Source organism: Thioclava sp. NS-SX20 (assembly GCF_057380695.1).
This window is the reverse complement of record NZ_CM170816.1, coordinates 1,180,715-1,201,768: the sequence shown is the minus strand read 5'-3', so window position 1 is coordinate 1,201,768 and position 21,054 is coordinate 1,180,715. Positions and strand designations below refer to the sequence as shown.

The 21,054-nt window shown below is 61.1% G+C and carries 15 protein-coding genes and 1 tRNA gene; 15 read left to right on the top strand and 1 reads right to left on the bottom strand.

Annotation, left to right across the window (positions count from 1 at the left end):
• The first annotated feature begins 238 nt into the window (after positions 1-238).
• The 3 genes from lon to AC2ISB_RS05955 all read left to right on the top strand — a co-directional run bounded on the left by lon (position 239) and on the right by AC2ISB_RS05955 (position 3,267).
• Positions 239-2,656: an endopeptidase La gene (lon, locus tag AC2ISB_RS05965; protein WP_406720791.1), complete on the top strand. Its 2,418-nt coding sequence runs from the start codon at positions 239-241 to the stop codon at positions 2,654-2,656.
• A 129-nt stretch (positions 2,657-2,785) separates the two neighbouring features.
• The gene (locus AC2ISB_RS05960; RefSeq protein ID WP_339107340.1) at positions 2,786-3,133 is read left to right on the top strand and encodes an HU family DNA-binding protein; all 348 of its coding nucleotides are present in this window, start codon (positions 2,786-2,788) and stop codon (positions 3,131-3,133) included.
• A gap of 59 nt (positions 3,134-3,192) precedes the next feature.
• Positions 3,193-3,267: transfer RNA gene (locus AC2ISB_RS05955), tRNA-Val, on the top strand.
• 43 nt (positions 3,268-3,310) lie between these two features.
• Here AC2ISB_RS05955 and AC2ISB_RS05950 read toward each other — a convergent pair.
• Positions 3,311-4,024: a YiiX/YebB-like N1pC/P60 family cysteine hydrolase gene (locus AC2ISB_RS05950; protein ID WP_486576610.1), complete on the bottom strand. Its 714-nt coding sequence runs from the start codon at positions 4,022-4,024 to the stop codon at positions 3,311-3,313.
• Between the two features lie 338 nt (positions 4,025-4,362).
• On the opposite strand from AC2ISB_RS05950, the gene AC2ISB_RS05945 reads away from it, so the two are divergent.
• The 12 genes from AC2ISB_RS05945 (at position 4,363) to AC2ISB_RS05890 (ending at position 20,953) form a co-directional block, all read left to right on the top strand.
• Positions 4,363-6,639, top strand: coding sequence for a calcium-binding protein (locus AC2ISB_RS05945; RefSeq protein WP_486576609.1), 2,277 nt, complete (start codon positions 4,363-4,365; stop codon positions 6,637-6,639).
• A gap of 423 nt (positions 6,640-7,062) precedes the next feature.
• Positions 7,063-7,803: a response regulator transcription factor gene (locus AC2ISB_RS05940; protein ID WP_339107337.1), complete on the top strand. Its 741-nt coding sequence runs from the start codon at positions 7,063-7,065 to the stop codon at positions 7,801-7,803.
• A gap of 319 nt (positions 7,804-8,122) precedes the next feature.
• Positions 8,123-9,439 carry a nucleotide sugar dehydrogenase gene (locus tag AC2ISB_RS05935; RefSeq protein ID WP_486576606.1) on the top strand — a complete coding sequence of 439 codons (1,317 nt, stop codon included), beginning with the start codon at positions 8,123-8,125 and terminating at the stop codon, positions 9,437-9,439.
• A gap of 1 nt (position 9,440) precedes the next feature.
• A complete protein-coding gene (locus AC2ISB_RS05930) occupies positions 9,441-10,916 on the top strand; it encodes a glycosyltransferase (protein WP_486576604.1) in 1,476 nt (491 codons plus the stop codon).
• 69 nt (positions 10,917-10,985) lie between these two features.
• Positions 10,986-12,119 carry a hypothetical protein gene (locus AC2ISB_RS05925; protein ID WP_339107334.1) on the top strand — a complete coding sequence of 378 codons (1,134 nt, stop codon included), beginning with the start codon at positions 10,986-10,988 and terminating at the stop codon, positions 12,117-12,119.
• Between the two features lie 2 nt (positions 12,120-12,121).
• Positions 12,122-13,618, top strand: coding sequence for a mannose-1-phosphate guanylyltransferase (locus tag AC2ISB_RS05920; RefSeq protein WP_406736532.1), 1,497 nt, complete (start codon positions 12,122-12,124; stop codon positions 13,616-13,618).
• A 15-nt stretch (positions 13,619-13,633) separates the two neighbouring features.
• The gene (locus AC2ISB_RS05915) at positions 13,634-15,322 is read left to right on the top strand and encodes a right-handed parallel beta-helix repeat-containing protein (RefSeq protein ID WP_486576602.1); all 1,689 of its coding nucleotides are present in this window, start codon (positions 13,634-13,636) and stop codon (positions 15,320-15,322) included.
• Positions 15,323-15,325: 3 nt separating this feature from the next.
• Positions 15,326-16,810: an MBOAT family O-acyltransferase gene (locus tag AC2ISB_RS05910; RefSeq protein WP_486576600.1), complete on the top strand. Its 1,485-nt coding sequence runs from the start codon at positions 15,326-15,328 to the stop codon at positions 16,808-16,810.
• 9 nt (positions 16,811-16,819) lie between these two features.
• Positions 16,820-18,058, top strand: a complete 1,239-nt coding sequence (locus AC2ISB_RS05905; RefSeq protein WP_486576598.1) for an alginate O-acetyltransferase AlgX-related protein — start codon at positions 16,820-16,822, stop codon at positions 18,056-18,058.
• Positions 18,059-18,173: 115 nt separating this feature from the next.
• Positions 18,174-18,863, top strand: coding sequence for a hypothetical protein (locus AC2ISB_RS05900; RefSeq protein ID WP_486576596.1), 690 nt, complete (start codon positions 18,174-18,176; stop codon positions 18,861-18,863).
• A 12-nt stretch (positions 18,864-18,875) separates the two neighbouring features.
• On the top strand, positions 18,876-20,246 hold the full coding sequence (locus AC2ISB_RS05895; RefSeq protein ID WP_486576594.1) for an alginate O-acetyltransferase AlgX-related protein: 1,371 nt from the start codon (positions 18,876-18,878) through the stop codon (positions 20,244-20,246).
• A gap of 2 nt (positions 20,247-20,248) precedes the next feature.
• Positions 20,249-20,953 (top strand): hypothetical protein, encoded by a 705-nt coding sequence (locus tag AC2ISB_RS05890; RefSeq protein ID WP_486576593.1) that lies wholly within the window; start codon positions 20,249-20,251, stop codon positions 20,951-20,953.
• Positions 20,954-21,054 lie beyond the last annotated feature (101 nt).

The following is a 21,054-nucleotide window of genomic DNA, read 5'->3' as shown; positions in this document are numbered from 1 at the left end:
CACGAATTAAGATTACCGAATGCAATTCACATACGCAACAATATTTCACGAAAATACTGAAAAATATATTCGCACTCTTGCGATCCATATATCGCTTTCCGCCCGTGCTTGACGTAACATTTGCGTAACGCAGAGGTGGTTGAACAGGCACGAGACGCCGCCTATCTATTGCTGGACTAGGGAAGAGACGGGGTTGCCGAAACGGGGCCGGTTCTCTTTCGCCATATAAGGAATGACCATGACCGAAATCTCCTCGCAAACCCATCCGGTTCTGCCGCTGCGCGATATCGTTGTGTTCCCGCACATGATCGTGCCGCTGTTCGTGGGCCGCGAAAAATCGGTACGTGCGCTGGAAGAGGTGATGGCCGAGGATCGTCAGATTCTTCTGGCCAGCCAGATAGATCCCAGCGTGGATGAGCCCGATACCGATGGTATCTTCCGGACCGGCGTTCTTGCCAATGTGCTGCAACTGCTGAAATTGCCCGATGGCACCGTTAAAGTGCTGGTCGAGGGCAAGACGCGCGTGCGCATCACCGAATTTGTCGATAATGAGGATTTCTTCGAGGTTCGCGCCGAGCTTCTGGAAGAGGTGCGCGGCGACGAGGAAACCATCTCGGCGCTTCTGGGGTCGGTCGCCGAAGAATTCGAGCGTTACGCCAAGATCAAGAAGAATATCCCCGAAGAGGCGCTGACCGCCGTCTCCGATACGCGCGAGCCGGCAGAGCTGGCCGATCTTGTGTCGGGTCATCTGGGGCTGGAAGTCGGGCGCAAGCAGGAACTGCTGGAAACGCTGGACATCTCCGAGCGTCTGGAAAAGGTATATGGCCTGATGCAGGGCGAGGTCTCGGTTCTGCAGGTCGAGAAAAAGATCAAGACCCGCGTCAAGAACCAGATGGAGAAGACGCAGCGCGAATACTATCTGAATGAGCAGATGAAGGCCATTCAGAAGGAATTGGGCGATGGCGAGGACGGTCAGAACGAGATCGCCGAGCTGGAAGAGAAGATCGCCAATACTAAACTGTCGAAAGAGGCGCGCGAGAAGGCCGATGCCGAGGTCAAGAAGCTCAAGAATATGAGCCCGATGTCGGCAGAGGCGACCGTCGTGCGCAACTATCTCGATTGGATGCTGTCGATTCCGTGGGGCACCAAATCGCGCGTGAAGAAAGATCTGGGCCGCGCCGAAGAGATCCTTGATACCGATCACTACGGTCTGGAAAAGGTCAAAGAGCGGATCGTCGAATATCTCGCCGTGCAGGCGCGTTCGGCCAAGCTGAAAGGCCCGATCATGTGCCTTGTCGGCCCTCCGGGCGTGGGGAAAACCTCGCTGGGCCGGTCGGTCGCCAAAGCCACGGGGCGCGAGTTCATCCGCATCTCGCTGGGGGGCGTGCGCGACGAATCCGAGATTCGTGGCCACCGCCGGACCTATATCGGCTCGATGCCGGGCAAGATCATTCAGGCGCTGAAAAAGGCCAAGACCACGAACCCGCTGATCCTCTTGGACGAGATCGACAAGATGGGGCAGGACTTCCGTGGCGACCCGGCGTCGGCTATGCTGGAAGTGCTTGATCCGGAACAGAATTCGACCTTTGTCGACCATTACCTTGAGGTCGAATATGACCTGTCGGATGTGATGTTCCTGACCACGGCCAATAGCTATAATATGCCGGGCCCGCTTCTGGACCGGATGGAGATCATTTCGCTCTCGGGCTATACCGAGGACGAGAAGCTCGAAATCTCCAAGCGTCACCTCGTGCCGAAACAGGTGAAGGCGCATGGTCTGAAGAAGTCCGAATTCGAGATCGAGGATGAGGCAATCACCGATATCGTGCGTTACTATACGCGCGAGGCCGGTGTGCGGAACCTTGAACGCGAAGTCGCGAAAGTGGCGCGGAAGGCCGTCACCGAGATCATCAAGTCCAAGGGCGAGATCAAGCATATTGACGTGGATAGCGCGAAGCTTGGCGACTATCTGGGCGTGAAGAAATTCCGCTATGGTCTGGCCGAGAAGGAAGATCAGGTGGGCGTGGTGACCGGCCTTGCGTGGACGCAAGTGGGCGGTGATCTTCTGCATATCGAAGCGCTTCGACTGCCCGGTAAGGGCCGGATGAAGACCACCGGTAAGCTGGGCGATGTGATGAAGGAATCGATTGATGCGGCCTCCAGCTATGTCCGCTCGATCGCGCCGGAAATCGGGATCAAGCCGCCGCGTTTCGAAAAGTGGGACATCCACGTGCACGTGCCGGATGGGGCAACCCCGAAGGACGGGCCTTCGGCTGGCCTTGCCATGGTGACCTCGATTGTGTCGGTGTTGACGCAGATTCCGATCCGCAAGGATATCGCGATGACGGGCGAGGTCTCCTTGCGCGGCAATGCGATGCCGATTGGTGGCTTGAAAGAAAAGCTGCTGGCCGCTCTGCGCGGGGGCATCAAGACGGTGTTCATCCCCGAGGAGAACGAGAAGGATCTGGCCGATATTCCGGAGAATGTGAAGGAAGGCCTGAAGATCATTCCCGTGACCCATGTACGCGAGGTCTTGGAACAGGCGCTGGTGCGCAAACCCGAACCGGTCGAATGGGATGAAGAGGCCGAAGAGGCCGCCGCAGCGGCTAAAGCGGCGGCAGCGGCCCAATCGGGGCAGGGCGCTGTGACCCATTAAGGGGCATGGTCTTTATTTGGAACGGGCGTGGGGAAACCTGCGCCCGTTCTCTTTTGTGGGGCCCTTCCGATTCGACCATAGAGCCGCTAGTCTGAGGGCGCACCATCTCGCAAGAAAGGTTGTTAGAGCATGTCGTCTGATACTCCCGAGCCGGGCGCTGGCCTTGAAGCCATGCCGGTCGATACCGAGGCCGCCACCCCACCGCAGGCCCAGATTGCCTTGCGCAAGAAAGACCTGATCGAACGGGTCGTGGCGCGGAGCGGGTTGAAAAAACCGCAGGTGAAAGCGGCGATGGATGCGCTGCTGGAAGAGCTGGGGGAGGCTCTGTCGCAGGACGTGCCGCTGATCTTGCCGCCGCTTGGGAAACTGCGCGTCGCGCGGCGCGACACTAAGGGGCAGGGCGAGGTTATGGTCTTGAAATTGCGACGCAGTTCTGCCGCGCAGGGGCCGGAAACGGCTGATGAGGAAGAAGTTTAAAAAACTTCATATAGCCTCTTGCACCTGCGCGCGCGGGAGGCTAAACACCGCCTCATGGAGGGCGATTAGCTCAGTGGTAGAGCGCATCGTTCACATCGATGATGTCGGGGGTTCAAATCCCTCATCGCCCACCATCTTCCTCTATATGGAAACATGCTTTCTGCGTGACCTGTGCCCTTAATTGGGGAAGATGCGGGTGACGGCGGCAGAATTGCGTATGCCGTCCGTTGTGATCACAGCCCCATCCGCAATCGCGTCCCAACAGGCAGCTTTGGTGGTGATGCCGCTTTCAGGATGGCAGGCCGGATTTGCGCGCCAGTCCTGCAGCAGCAGGGCTTTGACCGCATCGCTTCGGGCCGCGACTTTCCGCAACGGCACAAGCGGACCAAGGTCAACGCCCGCCGCAAGCGCCGCGCGATAGGGCAGTTCGGCATTATAATATCGCCCATTGCCCAACTGCATCCACGGGTCAAAAGGCGCTTCATAGGCCTTACGCAGCGCGAATTTCGCAATCGGCCCCTGTTCCATCTGCTTGCCCGTGCGGTTGGGATCGAGCGCCTCGATCCGGTAGACGGCATAATCCCCCTCGTCCAACCCATCGAGAAACTGCTCGACCATAACTTCGGTCACGCCCTCCACCTCATCGGCATAGACTACGCGCGGGCTGCCGCTGGAGGCCCGCATAATGCCGACCGAAGCCCATTCCGCACCCTGTGCCTGCCGCAACGTGTCGTCGAAGGCATTGAGCCCATTGCGGAAAACAAGATCCCCCGGATGCCAGTCCCAAGCGGTTTCGGCCATAATCGCCGCCCAGTCCGTTTCTTGCGCAGCAAGCGCAGAGGCGAAAGTCATCGGTAATAGAATGGCAAAAAGCGGAAAAAACCGATTCATAAATTCTGCTCCAAATGCATTTGGGCAGATCATCGTCCTTGTCCGGTAAAGGATCAACCCTGTCCTCAGGACGATAGGTGATCCGCCTCCATCCCTGCACGCGCGGCAGGGCCGCCCGAAGGCTGCACCCCCGAAGAGACCTGTCACATAGCCGTTGTTTTCGCCAGACAGGCAGAAAACCGCGTAAAATCCGTCCATCATTACGCAAAGTCATGACAGTTTTGAATCATTTGTGATCCATCTTTCCTAGCGCGATTATGGCATCATTAACCCATAATCCGATAAGGTGCCCGCGAGCGAAGACTTTCTAAACCTCCTCTCTTAAAAGGACGCAAGGAATGGTCTTATACATAAAATCCGGTACCTCATCGGAAGACATTCAGAAAATCGTCTCGGGCGCAGAACCTGGGACGGTGATCGAACTTGAGGCGGGGGAATATACCTTCACCTCGACCGTCAAGATCGAGACGGATAATGTCGTTTTGCGTGGCGCGTCGGATGGTCAGACGGTGATCACCCTTGATGCTTCCATGAAGGGCGACCCCGCATTTCAGGTTGGCGACGATCTGTTCAAAGAAGATCTCGGGCCCGATATCGGTGTGACCTCGGGGGTGAAAGGAAGCCAGAGCCTGACACTTGCCTCGACCGACGGGGTTCAGGTCGGGGATGTGCTCTGGATCGAGACCCCGAACACCGCGGCGCTTTTCGCAGAAATCGGCGATACGCAGTGGCAGAAGGACAAGCCGCTGCAGACGCAGATGGTGGTGGTCACCTCGGTTGACGGCAAGACCGTCGGGTTCGATTCCCCCCTGCAATTCGATTTCGGCAAGGCCGCCACCGCGCAGGTTGTGGACACCGTCGATAATGTCACGATCTCGAATCTGACACTGAAGGGCGATTACGGCACCTCCGATCCGACCGATTTCACCAATACGATTTCGGCGGAAGATGACGGGATGATGATCCTCGTCAACACCTCGCGCGGGTTCGCTCTCGAGGATGTGTCGATGATCGAACCGGGGTCGAACGGGCTGGTCGTGGCAAAATCGATCGATGCCGATATCGACGGGCTGTCGGTCTCGGGCGCGCACAACAAAGGCGATTCCGGCAATGGCTACGGGCTGTGGATCCGCGATGTCTATGACAGCTCGTTTACCGACCTGACGATTGTCGATACGCGCCACGCGGTCCTGTTTGCGTCTTACACCTCGGCCTCGGGCAATGAGGTACAGGTCAGCTATACCAATCGCGATATCAACTTTCATGGCGGGCTGGATCAGGACAATACCATCAGCGTTGACAATTCCATTCGTGACACGCTGGCCGAACAGAAGGCGCTCGGTTTGACGCTTTTTGTCAACGAAGAGGGGGCAAGCTATGGCCCGCCGACCGAGCGCGAAGCCAATACCGTGCTTTTCACCACGGTCGAGGGCAGCGTGCGCGCCGAAGAGATCACCCTGTCGGACAAGGGCGGGCATGTGCAGATGTATGGCAGCGCCGATACCGTCACCGGCGGGGCTGGAAATGACTATATCGACATGGGGACGGGGACCGATGTGATCGTGCTTTCGGCGGGCGAGGATACGCTTCAGGGCGGATCGGGCACGGACACGCTTGTGGTCAATGGCGGCTTGGCCGATCTCAAACTGGTGCAGGAGACGGAGGGGCTGTGGCTGTACCATGCGGGCGGGCGCTCGCTGCTGGAAAAGGTCGAGGTGCTGCAAACCACCGATGGCACCTATTCGCTGTCCGATGATCTGGACTATCTGCTGAAGGCAGGGGGGTATAGCGCGACGCAGATCCCAAGCGATGCGGATGTCAGCGCCAAAGATCCCGCGCCGCAGCAGGAGGTTGTGCAGGACACGGTGCCGGCGGACGCGGTCATCGCTGACGATACCGCCCCGACGGCGCTGGTCGCCGCGCCAGAAGAGATCCCAGCAGCCCCCGTCACCGCCGAAACCAGCACCGAGACAGGCACCAAGACCGATGTCACGCAAGCCGATGCCGATGTTCTGGGCACGGCCTCAAAGGATTCGATCTCTCTGAGCGGAGGCGACAGTATCTGTTTCTCGCTTGCGGGCAATGACACGGTCAAGGCCTCGGATGCGGGGGCCTATATCGATCTCGGGGCCGGTGCCGACAAGGGAAACGGTGCCTCGGGCGATGACACCATTCTGGGCGGCGATGGCAATGATGTGCTGCGCGGCAACAAGGGTGTGGATGTCCTTTGGGGCGGTGAGGGCAATGATACGCTGTACGGAAATAATGATGACGACCTCCTCTATGGCGGGGCCGGAAATGACAAGCTGAACGCCGGAAGCGGTTCGGCCACCTTGGAAGGCGGCACGGGGGCGGACAAGTTCATCCTGACCGATGGCGACAACCTGATCCTCGATTTTTCCTTCGAGGAAGGCGACAGCGCCTATCTCAACGGTCACAAAGCCGACGAGATTTTCAAGGCGGCGCTGCTTTGGTCCAAAGACGGGGTGGCCTCCGACATCTTCTCCTTCTCTGTCGAAGACGATGGCAGCCTGACCGTTGCCACACCGGATGCCTCGATCGAATTCAGGGGGATTACGATGGATGTCGTCTCGGAGTGGTATGACCACGGGTGAGGCGCCACGCAAAGGGGCGGACACGCCCCTTTTTCCCCACCGGCCCGTGAGCATCCGGTGACTGTCTGGTGGACAGCACTCGGCGAATAATCGCTTGGGTTGAAATTCCCCCGTGCAGCACTACCTTAGCCACGGCAAAACTCGCATTCTGTTAAAAAATAATCACGCACAGATATTCTTATTGGAAATCATCGTGCTAATATTGACGCGACGTAAGCATTGGTCGGGGTTTCAATGAAATCTCCGCGTCGCATCGGCAAGAAAGTTGCATTCACGGATCGACTCTCCATAATTTGAATTAGCTAGATAAAGGCAGAATACGATTACGGCGAAAAATTGCCGAATGCTTCGTCCATTTACCGCCGAGCGCGGTAAATCCCCTTTAGCTTCAAATCCACAGATCGTGGTAGCCAAGGACCACATATGTTCAGAGACGATATCGTTCAGGTCGTTCTCGCCATCGACAGTAACCCGCTTCTTGCAAGAGGAATTTCCATGCTGCTTTCGGAGGAAAGCTGGCTGGAGGCGCGGTCTTTGTCTTTGCCGGGAGATTGGTCAAAACCGGAAGGGCTGAAGCGCGAGCATCTGCCCTGTCTGCCCAATGTTGTCATTCTTGATCCGTCCCAGTTTGAAATGGATGTCTCCACCATCGTGGGGCGGCTCAACGCGATCATCGGCAAGCCGCCGCTCTATATTGCCTATTGCGAGGCCCCCGATGACGATCTGATCGAGAATTTCTTCGATGTCGGATTTCGCGGCATCATCTCGAAACATCTCAATCTGGAAGCCGTGAAAGTGGCGGTGGCCTCGGTCTGCCACGGCTTCATCCATCTGGAAGAGACCTTTGCCCGCGAGGTGCTGGCAAAGGGGCGAGAGGTCGGGCCGCCCGTATCGGGCCGCGGCGGCAGATCCGACCCTCCGCAGCCGATCTTACTTGAGAAAGACGGGGGCGATCTGGCCGAAAGGATGAAAGACCGGCTGACGGACCGCGAAGCTTTCGTCGTGCAATCCATCGCCTTGGGCAAAAGCATGAAGGAGATTGCCCGAGAGCTCGACCTGTCCTCGAAAACCATTGAAACCTACAAGGCACGCGCGGCCAACAAACTGCAGCTGAAATCCCGAAGCCAGATCGTCGATTATGCGATGCGCAACGGTCTCGTTTAAGACTATCCACCTGATTTTATGACGAAACGAGCAGCCGAGAGGCTGCTTTTTTAATGCGCGTCTCCCAGCGGAAAATCCCCTACGACCCCGAGGTTCCGCCTGTAGGAAACCGATCAGTTCAGCGGCTCTTTTCCTGACAAGAATAGGCTTTTTTACGGACTATTTTTTCTTCCGCAGCGGCGCAAATCTTAACTTGTCATTAACGAAATTGATGGTCGGCCTCCCCGCCGATCTGTCTGGCCGAAGACCGGAACCGGCATGGCATTCGGTTTTCCTCCAAGGGCAGACACGGCTTGTAAGCTTGATGAAAGGAATGGGTATGGCGAATATCGCTGTGATCGGAATTGGATATGTCGGGGCTGTTTCGGCAGCATGTCTGGCACGGGACGGGCATGTTGTGGTGGCCGTGGATGTCGATCCGGGCAAAGTGGCGGCCATCAATGCGGGCAAGTCCCCGATTGTCGAAAAGGGCCTGCCCGAACTCATCGCGCAGACCGTGGCCGAGGGTAAGCTGAGCGCGACCACCGATATCGCCGAAGCCGTCGCCAGAACCGAGGCCTGTTTCATCTGCGTGGGCACCCCCTCGGCGCCGGATGGCTCTATCGGGCTCGATTACGTCAAATCCGCCTGTGCCCAGCTCGGGCAGGCCATCGCCCATGAGCGCAAATGGTATTCGGTGATCATGCGCTCGACCATTGTGCCCGGATCGATGGAAACCACCTGTATTCCGATGCTGGAATCCGCCTCTGGCCTGACTGCGGGGGATGCCTTTGGGGTTGGCTATTACCCTGAATTCCTTCGCGAATCTACCGCCATCGAGGATCACAAAGAGCCGGGTCTGATTGTCTTCGGCTCGCTTGATGCGCTGACCGGCGATTTCCTGACCGAGCTGAACAAGAACACCATCGGCAAAATCCATTCGGTCGATCTGCGCACCGCAGAGATGGTCAAATACACCTCGAACAGCTGGCGCGCCGTCAAGGTGACCTATGCCAACGAGATCGGCAATATCGCCAAGGCCTCGGGAATTGATGGCCAGCTTGTGATGCGGATCCTGTGCTCGGATAACAAGGCCGCCATGTCGCCCTATTTCATGCGTCCGGGCTTTGCGTTTGGCGGGTCCTGCCTGCCCAAGGACGTGCGTGCGCTGCGGGCACTGGGCGATCAGCATGCCGTCGAGACCCCGCTTCTGGACGCGGTTCTGGTGGCCAATGACGAACAGATCGCCCGCGCCGAGAAGATGCTGGAGGAGGGCGGTCATAGCCGGATCGGCATGGTCGGGATTTCGTTCAAACCGGGCACCGATGATCTGCGCGAAAGCCCGCTGGCCACATTGGCCGCACGGCTGATTGAGAAGGGCCGCGAGATCAAGGTCTATGATCCCTATGTCAACGAAGCCTATTCCAATGACCATTCCGCCGCAGGACGGGGCAATGATTACGGCATCGAATTGCGCGACCGTCTGGTGCCCTCGATCGAGGATCTGCTTGCGGAGACCGATGTGATTTTGGTCGGCAACAGCTATGCCGAGACGCTCGAACCGCTGACCCGCGCGATGGACCGCCCGATCATCGATCTGACGCGGATCTCTCCCGAAGCCCGCTCGAATGGCGTCTATGAAGGGATCTGCTGGTAACATGCAACGGATCGCTGCGCATTTTCTTTATCTCGCGGTCATGGTCTGGCTTATGACCCTGGTGGCCAGCGCCGACCTTCAGGCCGTCTCGAAAGGGCTGCTGGTGATCGGCGTCATCGGGATCTGGCGCTATAGCTGGGCCGCGTTGAACTTCACCCGCGCAGCGATCTATCTCAACTATGCCTTTCCGCGCCTGCGCGCCCGTGCCGAGCAGGCCTATGCCGCCCGTCCCGCACCGGCCCATGCATGGTTTCTGGTGACCTCCTTCAAGATCGAACCCGAGGTCACCGTGCCGGTCTACCGCTCCATCTTCCGCGCGGCGGCGGCATCGCGCGGCGGCGCCTCGGTGGTGGTTTCGGTGGTGGATCTGGCCGATCAGGCGCTGATCCAGCGGATCTACGACACGATGCCGGTCGCTATGGGCAATGTCGCGCTGCTGATCGACCGTATTCCGGGCACCGGCAAGCGCGACGCGCTGGCGCGGTCGTACCGGCTGATTGCGCGCCAGCACCCGACACGCCACGATATCGTGGTGGTGGTCGATGGCGATACCTGCGTGCCCGAAGATATCGTCGAGACCTCGGCCCCGTTTTTCACCGATCCGCGGGTGGGCGCGGTCACCACCGACGAGATTGCCGAAACCCCCGAACCCGGCCTGTTCCGTGACTGGTATAACCTGCGCTTCTCGCAACGTCAGATGATGATGTCCTCGCAAGGGCTTGCGGGCCGCGTGCTGACCCTTACGGGACGGATGTCGGTTTTCCGCGCCGATCTTCTGATCGAGCCCAGCTTCATTGCTCAGGTGCAATCGGACCATGTCGAGCACTGGCGGCTGGGGCGCGTGAAATTCCTGACCGGCGATGACAAATCGACCTGGTTCTGGCTGCTGTCGCATGGCTATCTGATGCGCTATCTGCCCGATGTCGCCTCTGTCTCGATGGAAAGCCAGCCCAAACCCGGCTTCATGGACAGCGCGATAACCCTGATGACGCGCTGGTTCGGCAATATGCTGCGCACCAATGGCCGCGCCTTGGCACTGCCGCTGCGTGTGACGGGGCTTTACACATTCTGGGCGCTTCTCGACCAGCGCATGGGGATATGGACAACGCTTGCGGGGCCGATCTCGGTGCTCTTCGGCACGGTCTTCGTCAGCCCGATGGTGCTGCCCGCCTATATCGCGTGGATCCTGTTTACCCGCTACATCTTCTGCTGGATCCTGTCGCTGGTCCGCAAACCGGGCTTCCCGATCACCTATCCCTTCCTGCTGTATTTCAGCCAGATCGTCGGGGCCTCGGTCAAAAGCTTCATCCTGTTCCGCATCGACCGCCAGAAATGGACCCGCCAGCCGGGCGGTGCGAAAGGCAAACTCAAACCCACCCCCAGACAGAGACTGCGCGCATGGTCCTCGACCTATGTCCATGCGCTTGCACTTGGCTGGCTGGCTCTGGCGACGCTGATTGCCTCCGGTTCTCTGTGACCCGCCAGAATCTGCCCGACCCGAAGATCACGCCCCCTTTTTCGCGCCAACTCAAGGAGCCTTTCCCCGATGTCCACGATGGCCGATCCGCATAGATCCAACCTGACCACCCGAACCGCCCAAAGCGCCTTTCCGCCCCCCGACCTCACCCCCGATCTGGCGCTGCCGGGCGATCACCCGCTGCTGGAACTGCCCTTTTCCGCCGAAATCGACGGACGCCAGTTTCAAGGCCAGTCCATCTCGCTGATGCGCGCCAAACTCGGCGGTCTGGCCGACCCCCATATCGTGGGCGAACAACGCCTGCTGCGCGTGATCTTCCCCTTCGAGGGGTTCAACCTGACCCTGCCGATCCCTGCGCTGGTAACCGATATCGACCCCGGAAAGGGCACGATCGCGGTTGATTTCATCGACCCTTCCGGCAGCCATCTGCCACAGCTCCGCCATGTGCTGAACAGCTATATCGCGGGGGATGTGATCTCGCTCGGGCGGGTGCTGGGCGTGGCCTTGCAACCGATGCAGGTCGCCGGTGCCAAAGGCCATGCCGCCGCAACCGGCGGGACGGGCCTCGGGCGGCGTCTGGTCAATGGCACGCTGATGCTGCTGGCCACGGCCCTTCTGGTCGGAGGCGGGGCATGGCTCCTGCGCGAGCGCCTGTTCACCCTTGCCATTCCCGCCCCCGCACAGGCGCTTGCCGCAGGGCCGCAACTGAACGCCATCAGCGCGGGCCAGATCGACTATATCGACCCCAGCGCGCAGATGGGCGAGGTCGCGTTCTCGATCCGCTCGACCACCGGCCAGACCCTTGCGGTCGCTATGCCCTGCGACTGTAACGCGCGCTCTGTCGGGCCGCAGCTTGGGGCCACCGTGCAGGAAGGCCAGCCGGTGTTCCAGCTCTCGGAGGCGGACGCTCCTGTTGTGCTGAAAGCCAATATCGCCTCCGACCAGCTTTATGCGCTGGCGCAGGCCCGCGAGATTACCGCGCAATTTCCGGACGGGACGCGCATCGCGACCCATGCCGATGCCGCCTCTCTGGCTGCGGCGGCCGCCCTTGGTGCCAACCGTCAGGTTCGCGTGGATCTTGTGCCCCAGACACCGCTGCCTGCTGACCGCGAAGGTCAGTTGGCCCAGTTGACCATTCACCGCGCCACACCGCTCGACAGCCTGGTTGATCAGTTCACGCGTAAATCTGTATCGGAGGAGTAATTATGTATAATGCAATCCGACCGACCGTTCTTTGTGGCGGCATGGGATCACGTCTTTGGCCGATGTCCCGCGTCGAACAGCCCAAACAGTTCCAGTCCGTCAACGGGCGCGGAGGGGCCACCTTCTTTCAGGAAACCGTGCAGCGCCATACCGGCAAGGAATTCGGCGACCCGATCGTGGTGACCAACGCGCGCCAGACGGCGATTGTCAAACGCCAGTTGCGCGACATCCAGAAGACCGGCCAGATCATCGGGGAACCGATGGGCCGCAACACCGGACCGGCAGTGCTGGCGGCGGCCCTTTATGCCCTGCGCGATGACAGGGATGCCAAGCTGCTGGTGCTGCCCTCGGATCATATCATCTCGGGCGATATCAACACCATCATCACCGCCATGCTGCCCGCCGCAGAGGCCGGACAGATCATTACCTTCGGCGTGATCCCCACCTATGCCGAAACGGGCTATGGCTATATTACTGACGGTGGGGCCTATGACCATTTCAGCGGCCTGCACCGCGTGCTGCGCTTCGTCGAGAAGCCTCCGGCGGAGGTGGCGCTGAAGATGCTCGAGGACGGGCAATCCTACTGGGCCTCGGGCATCTCGATGCTGCGCGCCGATCTTCTGGTCGAGGAATTTGCCAAATTCGATCCCCAGACACTGGCCGCCGTATCGGACGCGCTGGCCCATGCCTCCGAGGACCAGCTCGGGGCCAGCGTGCTGGAGGAAAACGCCTTTGGCAAAGCCGCCAACGAGCCGACCGAGCGGCTGATTTTCGAACGCTCGGAGCATATCTCGCTGGCGCCGCTGCCGGGGATCGACTGGAATGATGTCGGCGCTTGGAATTCGGTCCATTCGATTTCCGACCAGAAGGAAAACGGCAATGTCACCTTTGGCGATGTTGTCACCCATGACACCGCCAATTCGCTGATCCGTTCCGAAGACCGGCTGGTGGCGGTGATCGGTCTGGATGATGTGATCGTGGTGGACACGCCCGATGCGCTGCTGCTGGCCAATCGCGAACGCTCGCAGGATGTCAAACTGGTGGTCGAACAGCTCAAGAAAAACAAGCGCAACGAGGTCATCAGCCACCGCCTGCGCGATGTGACATGGGGCCAGAGCGAGACATTGCGCAGTCAGGGCGATTGCGAGATGGAAATGATGCGGGTGGAAAGCGGTGCCAAGCTGACGGTGAATGGCACGGGCGAGGGCCGCTCGATCCTGACCATGATCTCGGGGCAGGGCGAGTGCACGCTGCCCGAAGGCGAACGCACGTTGTTCGAGGGGTGCTCGATCATGATCGATGCCGATTACGCCATGCCGGTCAGCAATATCTCGGGCCGTGCGATCATCATGCTGCATGTCAAGCTGACCGAGCTCGAGAAGGTCCGGCAGGCGGCACTGGCCGAAACCCGCACCGAGGATGCGATCCGCAAACTTGTCGCCTTGGAGGAAGAGGTGGCGCAGGTCACGCTGGCCGCCAATGTCGCCGATATCCGCTGAACGGAGCCTGCATCCATGATCCGCCTCCCGCGCCCGCGATCCGCCCGTCCCGCTTGTCCGCCCCGGCACTTCTGGCCCAAGACCCTGCCGCTGGCCACTGCCGTGGCTTTGTGGGGGCTCGGGGGGGCGCAGCTCTCCGCTCAGGATATGACGGTCGGCAAGGGGTCCTTACGGCTCGGGGGGCTGGCCGCACCAAGCTCGTTGCTGCGGCACGCCCCCACGGCCATGCCTGCCCCGCAGCGCGGGCGCGCGGGGCTGTCGCTGGACAGCCATGACGGGCTTGGCGGGCTTGGGCAGGCGGCCCAAGACGCAGACCCGACCCTTCTTTATGCCGCCTTCCGCAAGGAGATCGGCGCGCCCCTCATTCCACAGGCAGAGGCCGCCCCACAGGCAGAGGCCGTTCCAGCCCCGGCTGTGGCGCTCCAACGGCCCTCCGCGAAAGCGGAGCTGAGCGAAGGCTCGCTGAACACCGCTTTGACATGGCTTGCCGTGATGGCAGGGCCGTCGAATTTCGCCCCGATCATGGCCGCCCGCGCGGGAGAGGATACGGCGATCTATATAACTGGCGGCACGGCCGATCTGGCAACGCTTGCCAAAGCGGGCCTACCGGGGCTTTACGCGGTCGAGGACGGGGTGGTTGTCGAACGTCCGCTGGTGTTGTGGAACGACGCCGCGCTGCGGATGGCACCAGGCGAGACGCTTTATCTGTCACGCGCAGCCGGAGCCTTCGTGCTGGCCTTCGGAACGCTGGAATTGCAGGGCGCCACCATTGCCAGCACCCGACCGGTCAATCCCCATCTGGCCAGCTATGAACCCTTCGTGACGGTTGCGGGGCAGGGTGTGCTGCTGGCCGAGCATGCGGCCTTTATCGGGCTGGGGGCGCAGGGCAGCACCAATGGCACAGGCAGCGTTGGCACAACGGGCATGGGCGCGATGGCCGGCCTGTCGATCAGCTCCGGCCTTCTCTACCATGCCGAAGAGACCTCGCGCATCAGCGAGAGCCAGTTTCTGGATGTCGCGGAATTGCGCGTCGAAGGGGTGGACGGGTTTTCCCTGACCGATAGCCAGTTCGAAGGCCGCACCCGCGAAGGGGTCGTTTTGCGCAATCTGGCCAAGGCAGAGATCCGCAATGTCGCGTTCCGCACCACCGGCAGCGCCTCGGCGCTGGAGCTTGCGGGGCTGCGCCAGAGCCGGATCGAGCAGAACAGCTTTGCCGCCGGATCGGGGGGAATTCTGGTCAGCGGCGGATCACAGGCCCTGCGGTTGCGCCAGAACATGCTGTTGAAGCCCCTCGCCACCGGCCTTGAAATCCGCGACAGCCGCTGTGTGCTGGTCGAGCAAAATCTGGTGGTAGGGGCCGGAACCACGGCCCTGCGCCTCAACCATGCCGATGCGGTCACAATCCACCAGAACGGTTTCCTGCAGGCCCGCACCGCAGCGGTGGAGCTGGTGGATATGGCGGCGGGGGGGCTGTCGCTTTCGGACAATCTGATGGCTCATAACCGCGAGGGCCTGCGCGGGGATCGGCCTGCGCGCCTGCATCTGCAGGGCAACCGGCTGGCGGCGCAATTTCCCCGCCTGATGAGCGGCCCCGTTGCCAGCCAGCAGCCCGCGTGGCTGGCGGCGCAAAAGGCCCATACCGCACTTTCTCTCACCACGCCGACAGCGGCGCCATCTGTCGCGCCCAGCTGCGAAGGGATCTGATCTATGGTCTTTGCCTCCGAAACGTTTCTGTTTCTGTTTCTGCCGCTGTTCCTGCTGGCCTATTTCCTGACACCGCGCCGCGGCAAGAACCTGACCATCCTGCTGGGCAGCTATCTGTTCTACGCATGGTGGCGGATCGATTTTCTGGGCCTTCTCGTGGCAACCACCGTGTTCACATGGGTCTGTGGCCGTGGCATCGCGGCGCATCTGGGCCGTCGGCGCGGCAAGGCATGGCTGGTGGCGGGGCTTGGCGGCAATCTCGCGGTGCTGGGCACGTTCAAATATCTGGGCTTCTTCATGGACAGCCTTGCCGCCGCCTTCGGTACCACGCCGGACCAACTCGGCTTTCACTGGCAGATCATCCTGCCCATCGGCGTCAGCTTCTATGTCTTCCAGTCGATTTCCTATCTTGTCGATGTCTGGCGCAAGGATGCGCCCGCCGATACCGGACTGATCGATTTTGCCGCCTTCATCGCGTTGTTCCCGCAGCTGATCGCCGGACCGATCCTGCGCTTCAAGGATCTGGCCGACCAGTTCCGCGACCGTCGCTCGACGCCCGAAATGGTGGCCGACGGCTTTGCCCGCTTTACCATCGGGCTGGCGAAAAAAGTGCTGCTGGCCGATGCCATCGCGCCTCTGGCCGATCTGGCCTTCACCACTGCCGATCCGGCGAGCCCCGTGGCGTGGCTTGGGGCGGTTGCCTATATGCTGCAGCTCTATTTCGACTTCTCGGGCTATTCCGATATGGCCATCGGTCTGGGCATGATCATGGGGTTCCGCTTTACCGAGAACTTCAACACCCCCTATGTCTCGCGCTCGATCACCGAATTCTGGCGGCGCTGGCATATCTCGCTTTCGGTCTGGCTGCGCGATTATCTCTATATCCCGCTGGGCGGAAACCGCTTTGGTACGGCGCGGACCTATTTCAACCTCTGGATCGTCATGGTGCTGGGCGGGTTGTGGCACGGGGCAAACTGGACCTTCGTGATCTGGGGCGCATGGCATGGCACATGGCTGGCGCTGGAGCGGGCAAAAATCGTGCCGCAGGGCAACGGGGCGCTATCGGTGCTGCGCACACTGCTGACGGTGCTGGTCGGCTGGGTCTTCTTCCGTGCCGCCGATCTCGATCAGGCGCTCGGGGTGCTGGCGGGCATGGCAGGGCTGAACGGCACCGCCATTCCGTTCGACATCGCCGTGCAGATCCGCAACGAGGCACTGGTTTTCCTTGCCCTGGCCATCATGGTCGCAGCCCTCGAACCCCGCCTGAAGGATCTGGTTCGCCAGTGGCGGGCACAGGACATCTCAAGCGGCACCGCCGCGGGTCTTGCGGGGACAGAGAGCGGGACCTCCGGTATGGTCTCCGTCATGGCCCCCACACGCAGCGCCACGGCGGCAGCGAGTTCTCTGGCACTGGCGCTGTTGTTCACCGCCTGTGTTTTGCGGATCTCCGAGGCCGCCTTCACGCCCTTCCTGTATTTCCAGTTCTAAGAGGGTGCCATGATCTCCACCACCATCCGCCTTGTCTTTCCCGCAGCTGTTCTGGCCTATGCCGCCTATGGCATTGCCGGTGCCCTTCCGGCGCTGGACAGAACCACACAGGACCACCGCTGGACGCTGGCCGACTGGATGCAGGGCCGCGCCAGCGCCACCATCAACGACACATGGCGCGCCGCGCTGCCGCATCACGATTTTGCCGCAGGGGTCGTGGGGGCCGGACGCTGGCTTGCGCTGAAAGAAGGGCGCAAGGGCGTGGTTTCGGGCCGCAATGGCTGGCTGTTCACGCAAGAAGAGGCCCGCAAGATGGACGAGCCGATGGAGGCCGTCTTTGCCCGCACCGAGATCCTGCGCGAGACTCTGGCCGATAAGGGCATCGATCTGGTGGTGGTGCCGCTGGCGGGCAAGGCCGATATCTATCGCAACGAACTGGGCGGCAGCGGAATGGCCCGCGATCTGGAAGAACGCTACGCGACCTTCTTCGCAGGGCTTCAGGCGATGGGCATCAAAGTGGTCGACAGCCGCAGCGCCTTGCTGGATGCCGCCCGCCACGCGCAGGTGTTCTATAGCTCCGACACCCATTGGACACGTGCAGGCGCCGCCGCAGTGGCCGAGGCCGTCGCGCAGGTGGTGCCGCAAGGATCGGCCAACGTGAGCGCACAAGAGGAACCCGCGCAGCAATTCCACGGCGATCTGACGAAATTCATCACCTCGGCGGAATGGACCCAGCGGGTCGGGCTGCCGGAGGAAACCGCAAGGCCCTTCGTGACGCAGGTCGCGGAGAACGGGGACGATCTGTTCGACACGCTGCTGGGGCCTGCCTCTGTCGAGACGGTGCTGGTTGGCACGTCCTATTCGGCCAATCCCAATTGGTCCTTCGCGGAAAGCCTCAAGCTGGATCTGCATCAGGATGTGCTGAATTACGCCAAAGAGGGACAGGGGCCCGTCAAACCCTTCCTGGAAATGCTGGCCGATCAGGCCTTCCAGCTTTCGCCCCCCAAACAGGTGATCTGGGAAGTGCCCGTGCGCTATCTGGCCGACCCCGACATCTGGACCGCCCCCGAAAACCTGCAGGACGCGCCGCTTCTGGCCGGCCAGCGCGCCGCGATGGTGCTGGCGCATATCGGGGCCGACCAGTCGCCCGTGCGCAGTGCCGATCTCGCGCTGACCTATCCTGCCCGTTTCGCCGATCTGGGCGCAGGGCCGGACCTGCCGAAAGGACCGACATTCAATGACAAATAATCCCCGTCTGCATCCCGAAGTGACCACTCATGGACAGGACTGCCCGTCAGTGCAGATGGAACATGCCCGGCTAAAGCCACGGAGGTATCCGTATGGTCTTCGCTCACCGTCGGGTATGGTGCTTCTCCTCGTCGGTGCGGTGCTGGGCCTCGGCCTTGCACCGGCTGGCGGGGAGAGCATTCGATCCCCGTTCGGGGTCTCCGCCACGCGCCAGTTGCCCAGCGCGCAGTTGCGCCATACCCGCCGCGCGATGATCGAGGACCGTCCGGTGACCATCAACCGCCTGCGTGCGCTGGCGGATGCGGGCGACGGGCTGGCGGCCTTCAACTTTGCCAAGATCCTCGAAGCCGAGCACCGGCCCGACCTGCGCGCAGATATCGCGCATTACTACGCGATTGCGGTGCATACGGGGCGCGTTTTTGCAGTCAACCGCCTGATCGAGACCACCGATCGCGGTCTGGCCGAGGGGGCCTTCGAGGGAGCGGCGACGCGGCTGAGACAGATCGGGCAGGCGCTGGAATTTGCCGCGGTTCATGGCAATGCCAATGCCGCCTCGCGCGTGGCGGAGGCGTGGCGGACAGGCGATCTCTTCGGCACGCAGGATGCGGAAAAAGCCACCGAATACGGGCAGCTCGCGATTGCCAATGGCAACCTCAATCTGGCGTCCCAGATGATTGTCGAGAAGGCAAAAGCCAAGGATAGCGACGGGTTACAACAGGTTCTCGAGTTGGTTGGTCAGAATGCAAATATTGGAATGCTTGCCTTGGGGCAAAATGTTGTGCGCTTGGAAACTGACAGGAATTGAGAGGCAACACGCATGAAGGCTGACAGAAAGACCAGCGGATGCAGATGGGGACTGGCTGTGGCGCTTGCGGTCTGGGCGGCACCGGCTTTAGCCCGCGATGTTTCCGAATTCGGATGCTACGGGCTGAAGGAAGAGGCCGTTGTACCCGCGATGGAGGGCAAGGACGGGGTATTCTACCGTCTGGCCACGGATCTGACCTTGGGGCAGGATCTTTCGCCCGCCGCCGTCGAGGCCGTGGCGCGTCTGTCCGCCGCTCTCGAAGAGGCGGGCACGACGCTGATTTTCGCGCCCGTGCCGACCAAGGCTGAGGCCATGCCCGAAGCCCTTCCCGATGATCTGAGCGCCTTGGAATACGATTGGGCCAGCGCGCAGCAGGAATACCGCCAGTCGATCCGCGCGCTACGGGCGCGGGGGGTGATCACCGCCGATCTGCTGCACGGGATGCTGGAGGATATCGGCCCCGAGGATGTGGCGCGATATGGCACGGGGCAGGTGCCGCTTTTCTTCCGCTCCGATTATCACTGGACATCCGAAGGTGCGCGCCGCGCGGCCCGCCAGATTGCTGGCCAGATGCGCCAGCAAGCCAGCTATGACGCCCTGCCGAAAACCACTTTCGAGACCGTGTCGATCGGCGCGCGCGAGGGGTTCTCGACCATGCGCCGCACCATGCAGATGCGCTGCCGTCAGGCGCTGCCCGAGGTCGAGACGATGGGATTTGACACCACCCCCGTGGCCGACCCGTCGCAAACGGCCGACGAGCCTCTGGATATTTTCGCCGACGCCGACGAGCAGGTGCCGGTCGTGCTGCTGGGCACCTCTTTTTCGGACAATCCCACCAATAATTTCGCCGGCTGGATCGAACAGTATAGCGATCTTGAGGTGCTGAATTATGCCGTCACCGGCGGCGGGCAGTTCGGCGCGCTGCTATCTTACCTGACCAGCGATGACTATGCCCGCCAGCGTCCCGCCTTCATCGTGTGGGAAAGCCCGATCTATGCCGATATCATGCAGTTCGGCTCCGGCCCGATGGAGGAACTGGTGGCAGCAGCGGATGCCAAATCCTGCAGCCACAAGCTGGTCTTGCACGATGTCGACGGCACGCTTGAGGCCCAGCTGAACGGGTCCACCTTCGGCACATCCGATGCCATTTTCGCCCGCTTCGGTGATGAGGGCCCGCGCAAGGCAACCTTCGTGCTGCGCACCGAAAGCGGCATCGAACGACAGTACCATTTCCGGCGCGGCGACCGCCTGCGGGCCACCGGAAATTTCTGGCTCAGCCTCGCTCCCTATTCGCAAACCCCGCTCAATTCGGTGCGGGTCACCTTTGACCGCCCCGTCAATAACGGCTCGTCCCTATCCCTGTGCTTCGATATCGGAGAATGACCATGCGCAAGATTATGCTTTCCCAAGCCGCTTTGCCCAAAGCCGCTCTGGCTCAAACCGCTTCGATGGCGCGGCACAGACCTTTGGCCATCGCGATCCTTGGTCTGGCCATGCTGGGCCTGCCTGCCGCAGGCTTTGCGCAGGATGCCAAGCTTTATGCCGATGCCGTCAATCCCGATGCGGGCTATCTGCGGGTGATCATGCCCGGAAAATCCTCGGCCATCGTGGCGGGCGACAGTTTCTCGGAGCTGGATGACGGGGTCTCGCCCTATGTGATGATCGACACGCCCGGCACGATTGCCGTCAGCGCGGGGGCCGCGCAGGGCGAGGCCGAGGTCGGCAAGGGCAGCTGGAACACCTATCTGATCACTGCCAGCGGCGAAGGGCATATGGTGACCGATCCGCTGACCCATAGCCCCGCACAGGCCGATGTCACCTTCTACAACATCTCCGATCTGGATGATGTCGATCTTTACGTGCCAGCCGCCAAACGCGCGGCCATGACCGATATCGATACCGGCACCGGCGAATGGATTGCCCTCAAGGCCCCGTTATCGCTGGAGTTTCAGGTGCGACACGGGGAAGACGTTCTGGCCTCGGTGGCCGATGTCGCGCTGGTGCGGCGCGAGGGAACCACGCTGGTCTTCCGTGGCCAGTCCGGCCGCTACGAATTGGTGGCCCTGAAAGCCGCGACCAAAGCCAACTGAACAGAACGAGGGTTTCCATGACATATCGCGTCCATTCTCTTGCCGCCTCCTTGCGATTTCAGCCTTCGTCCGCTGGCCTGTCAGGACCCTCTCCAAGGGCC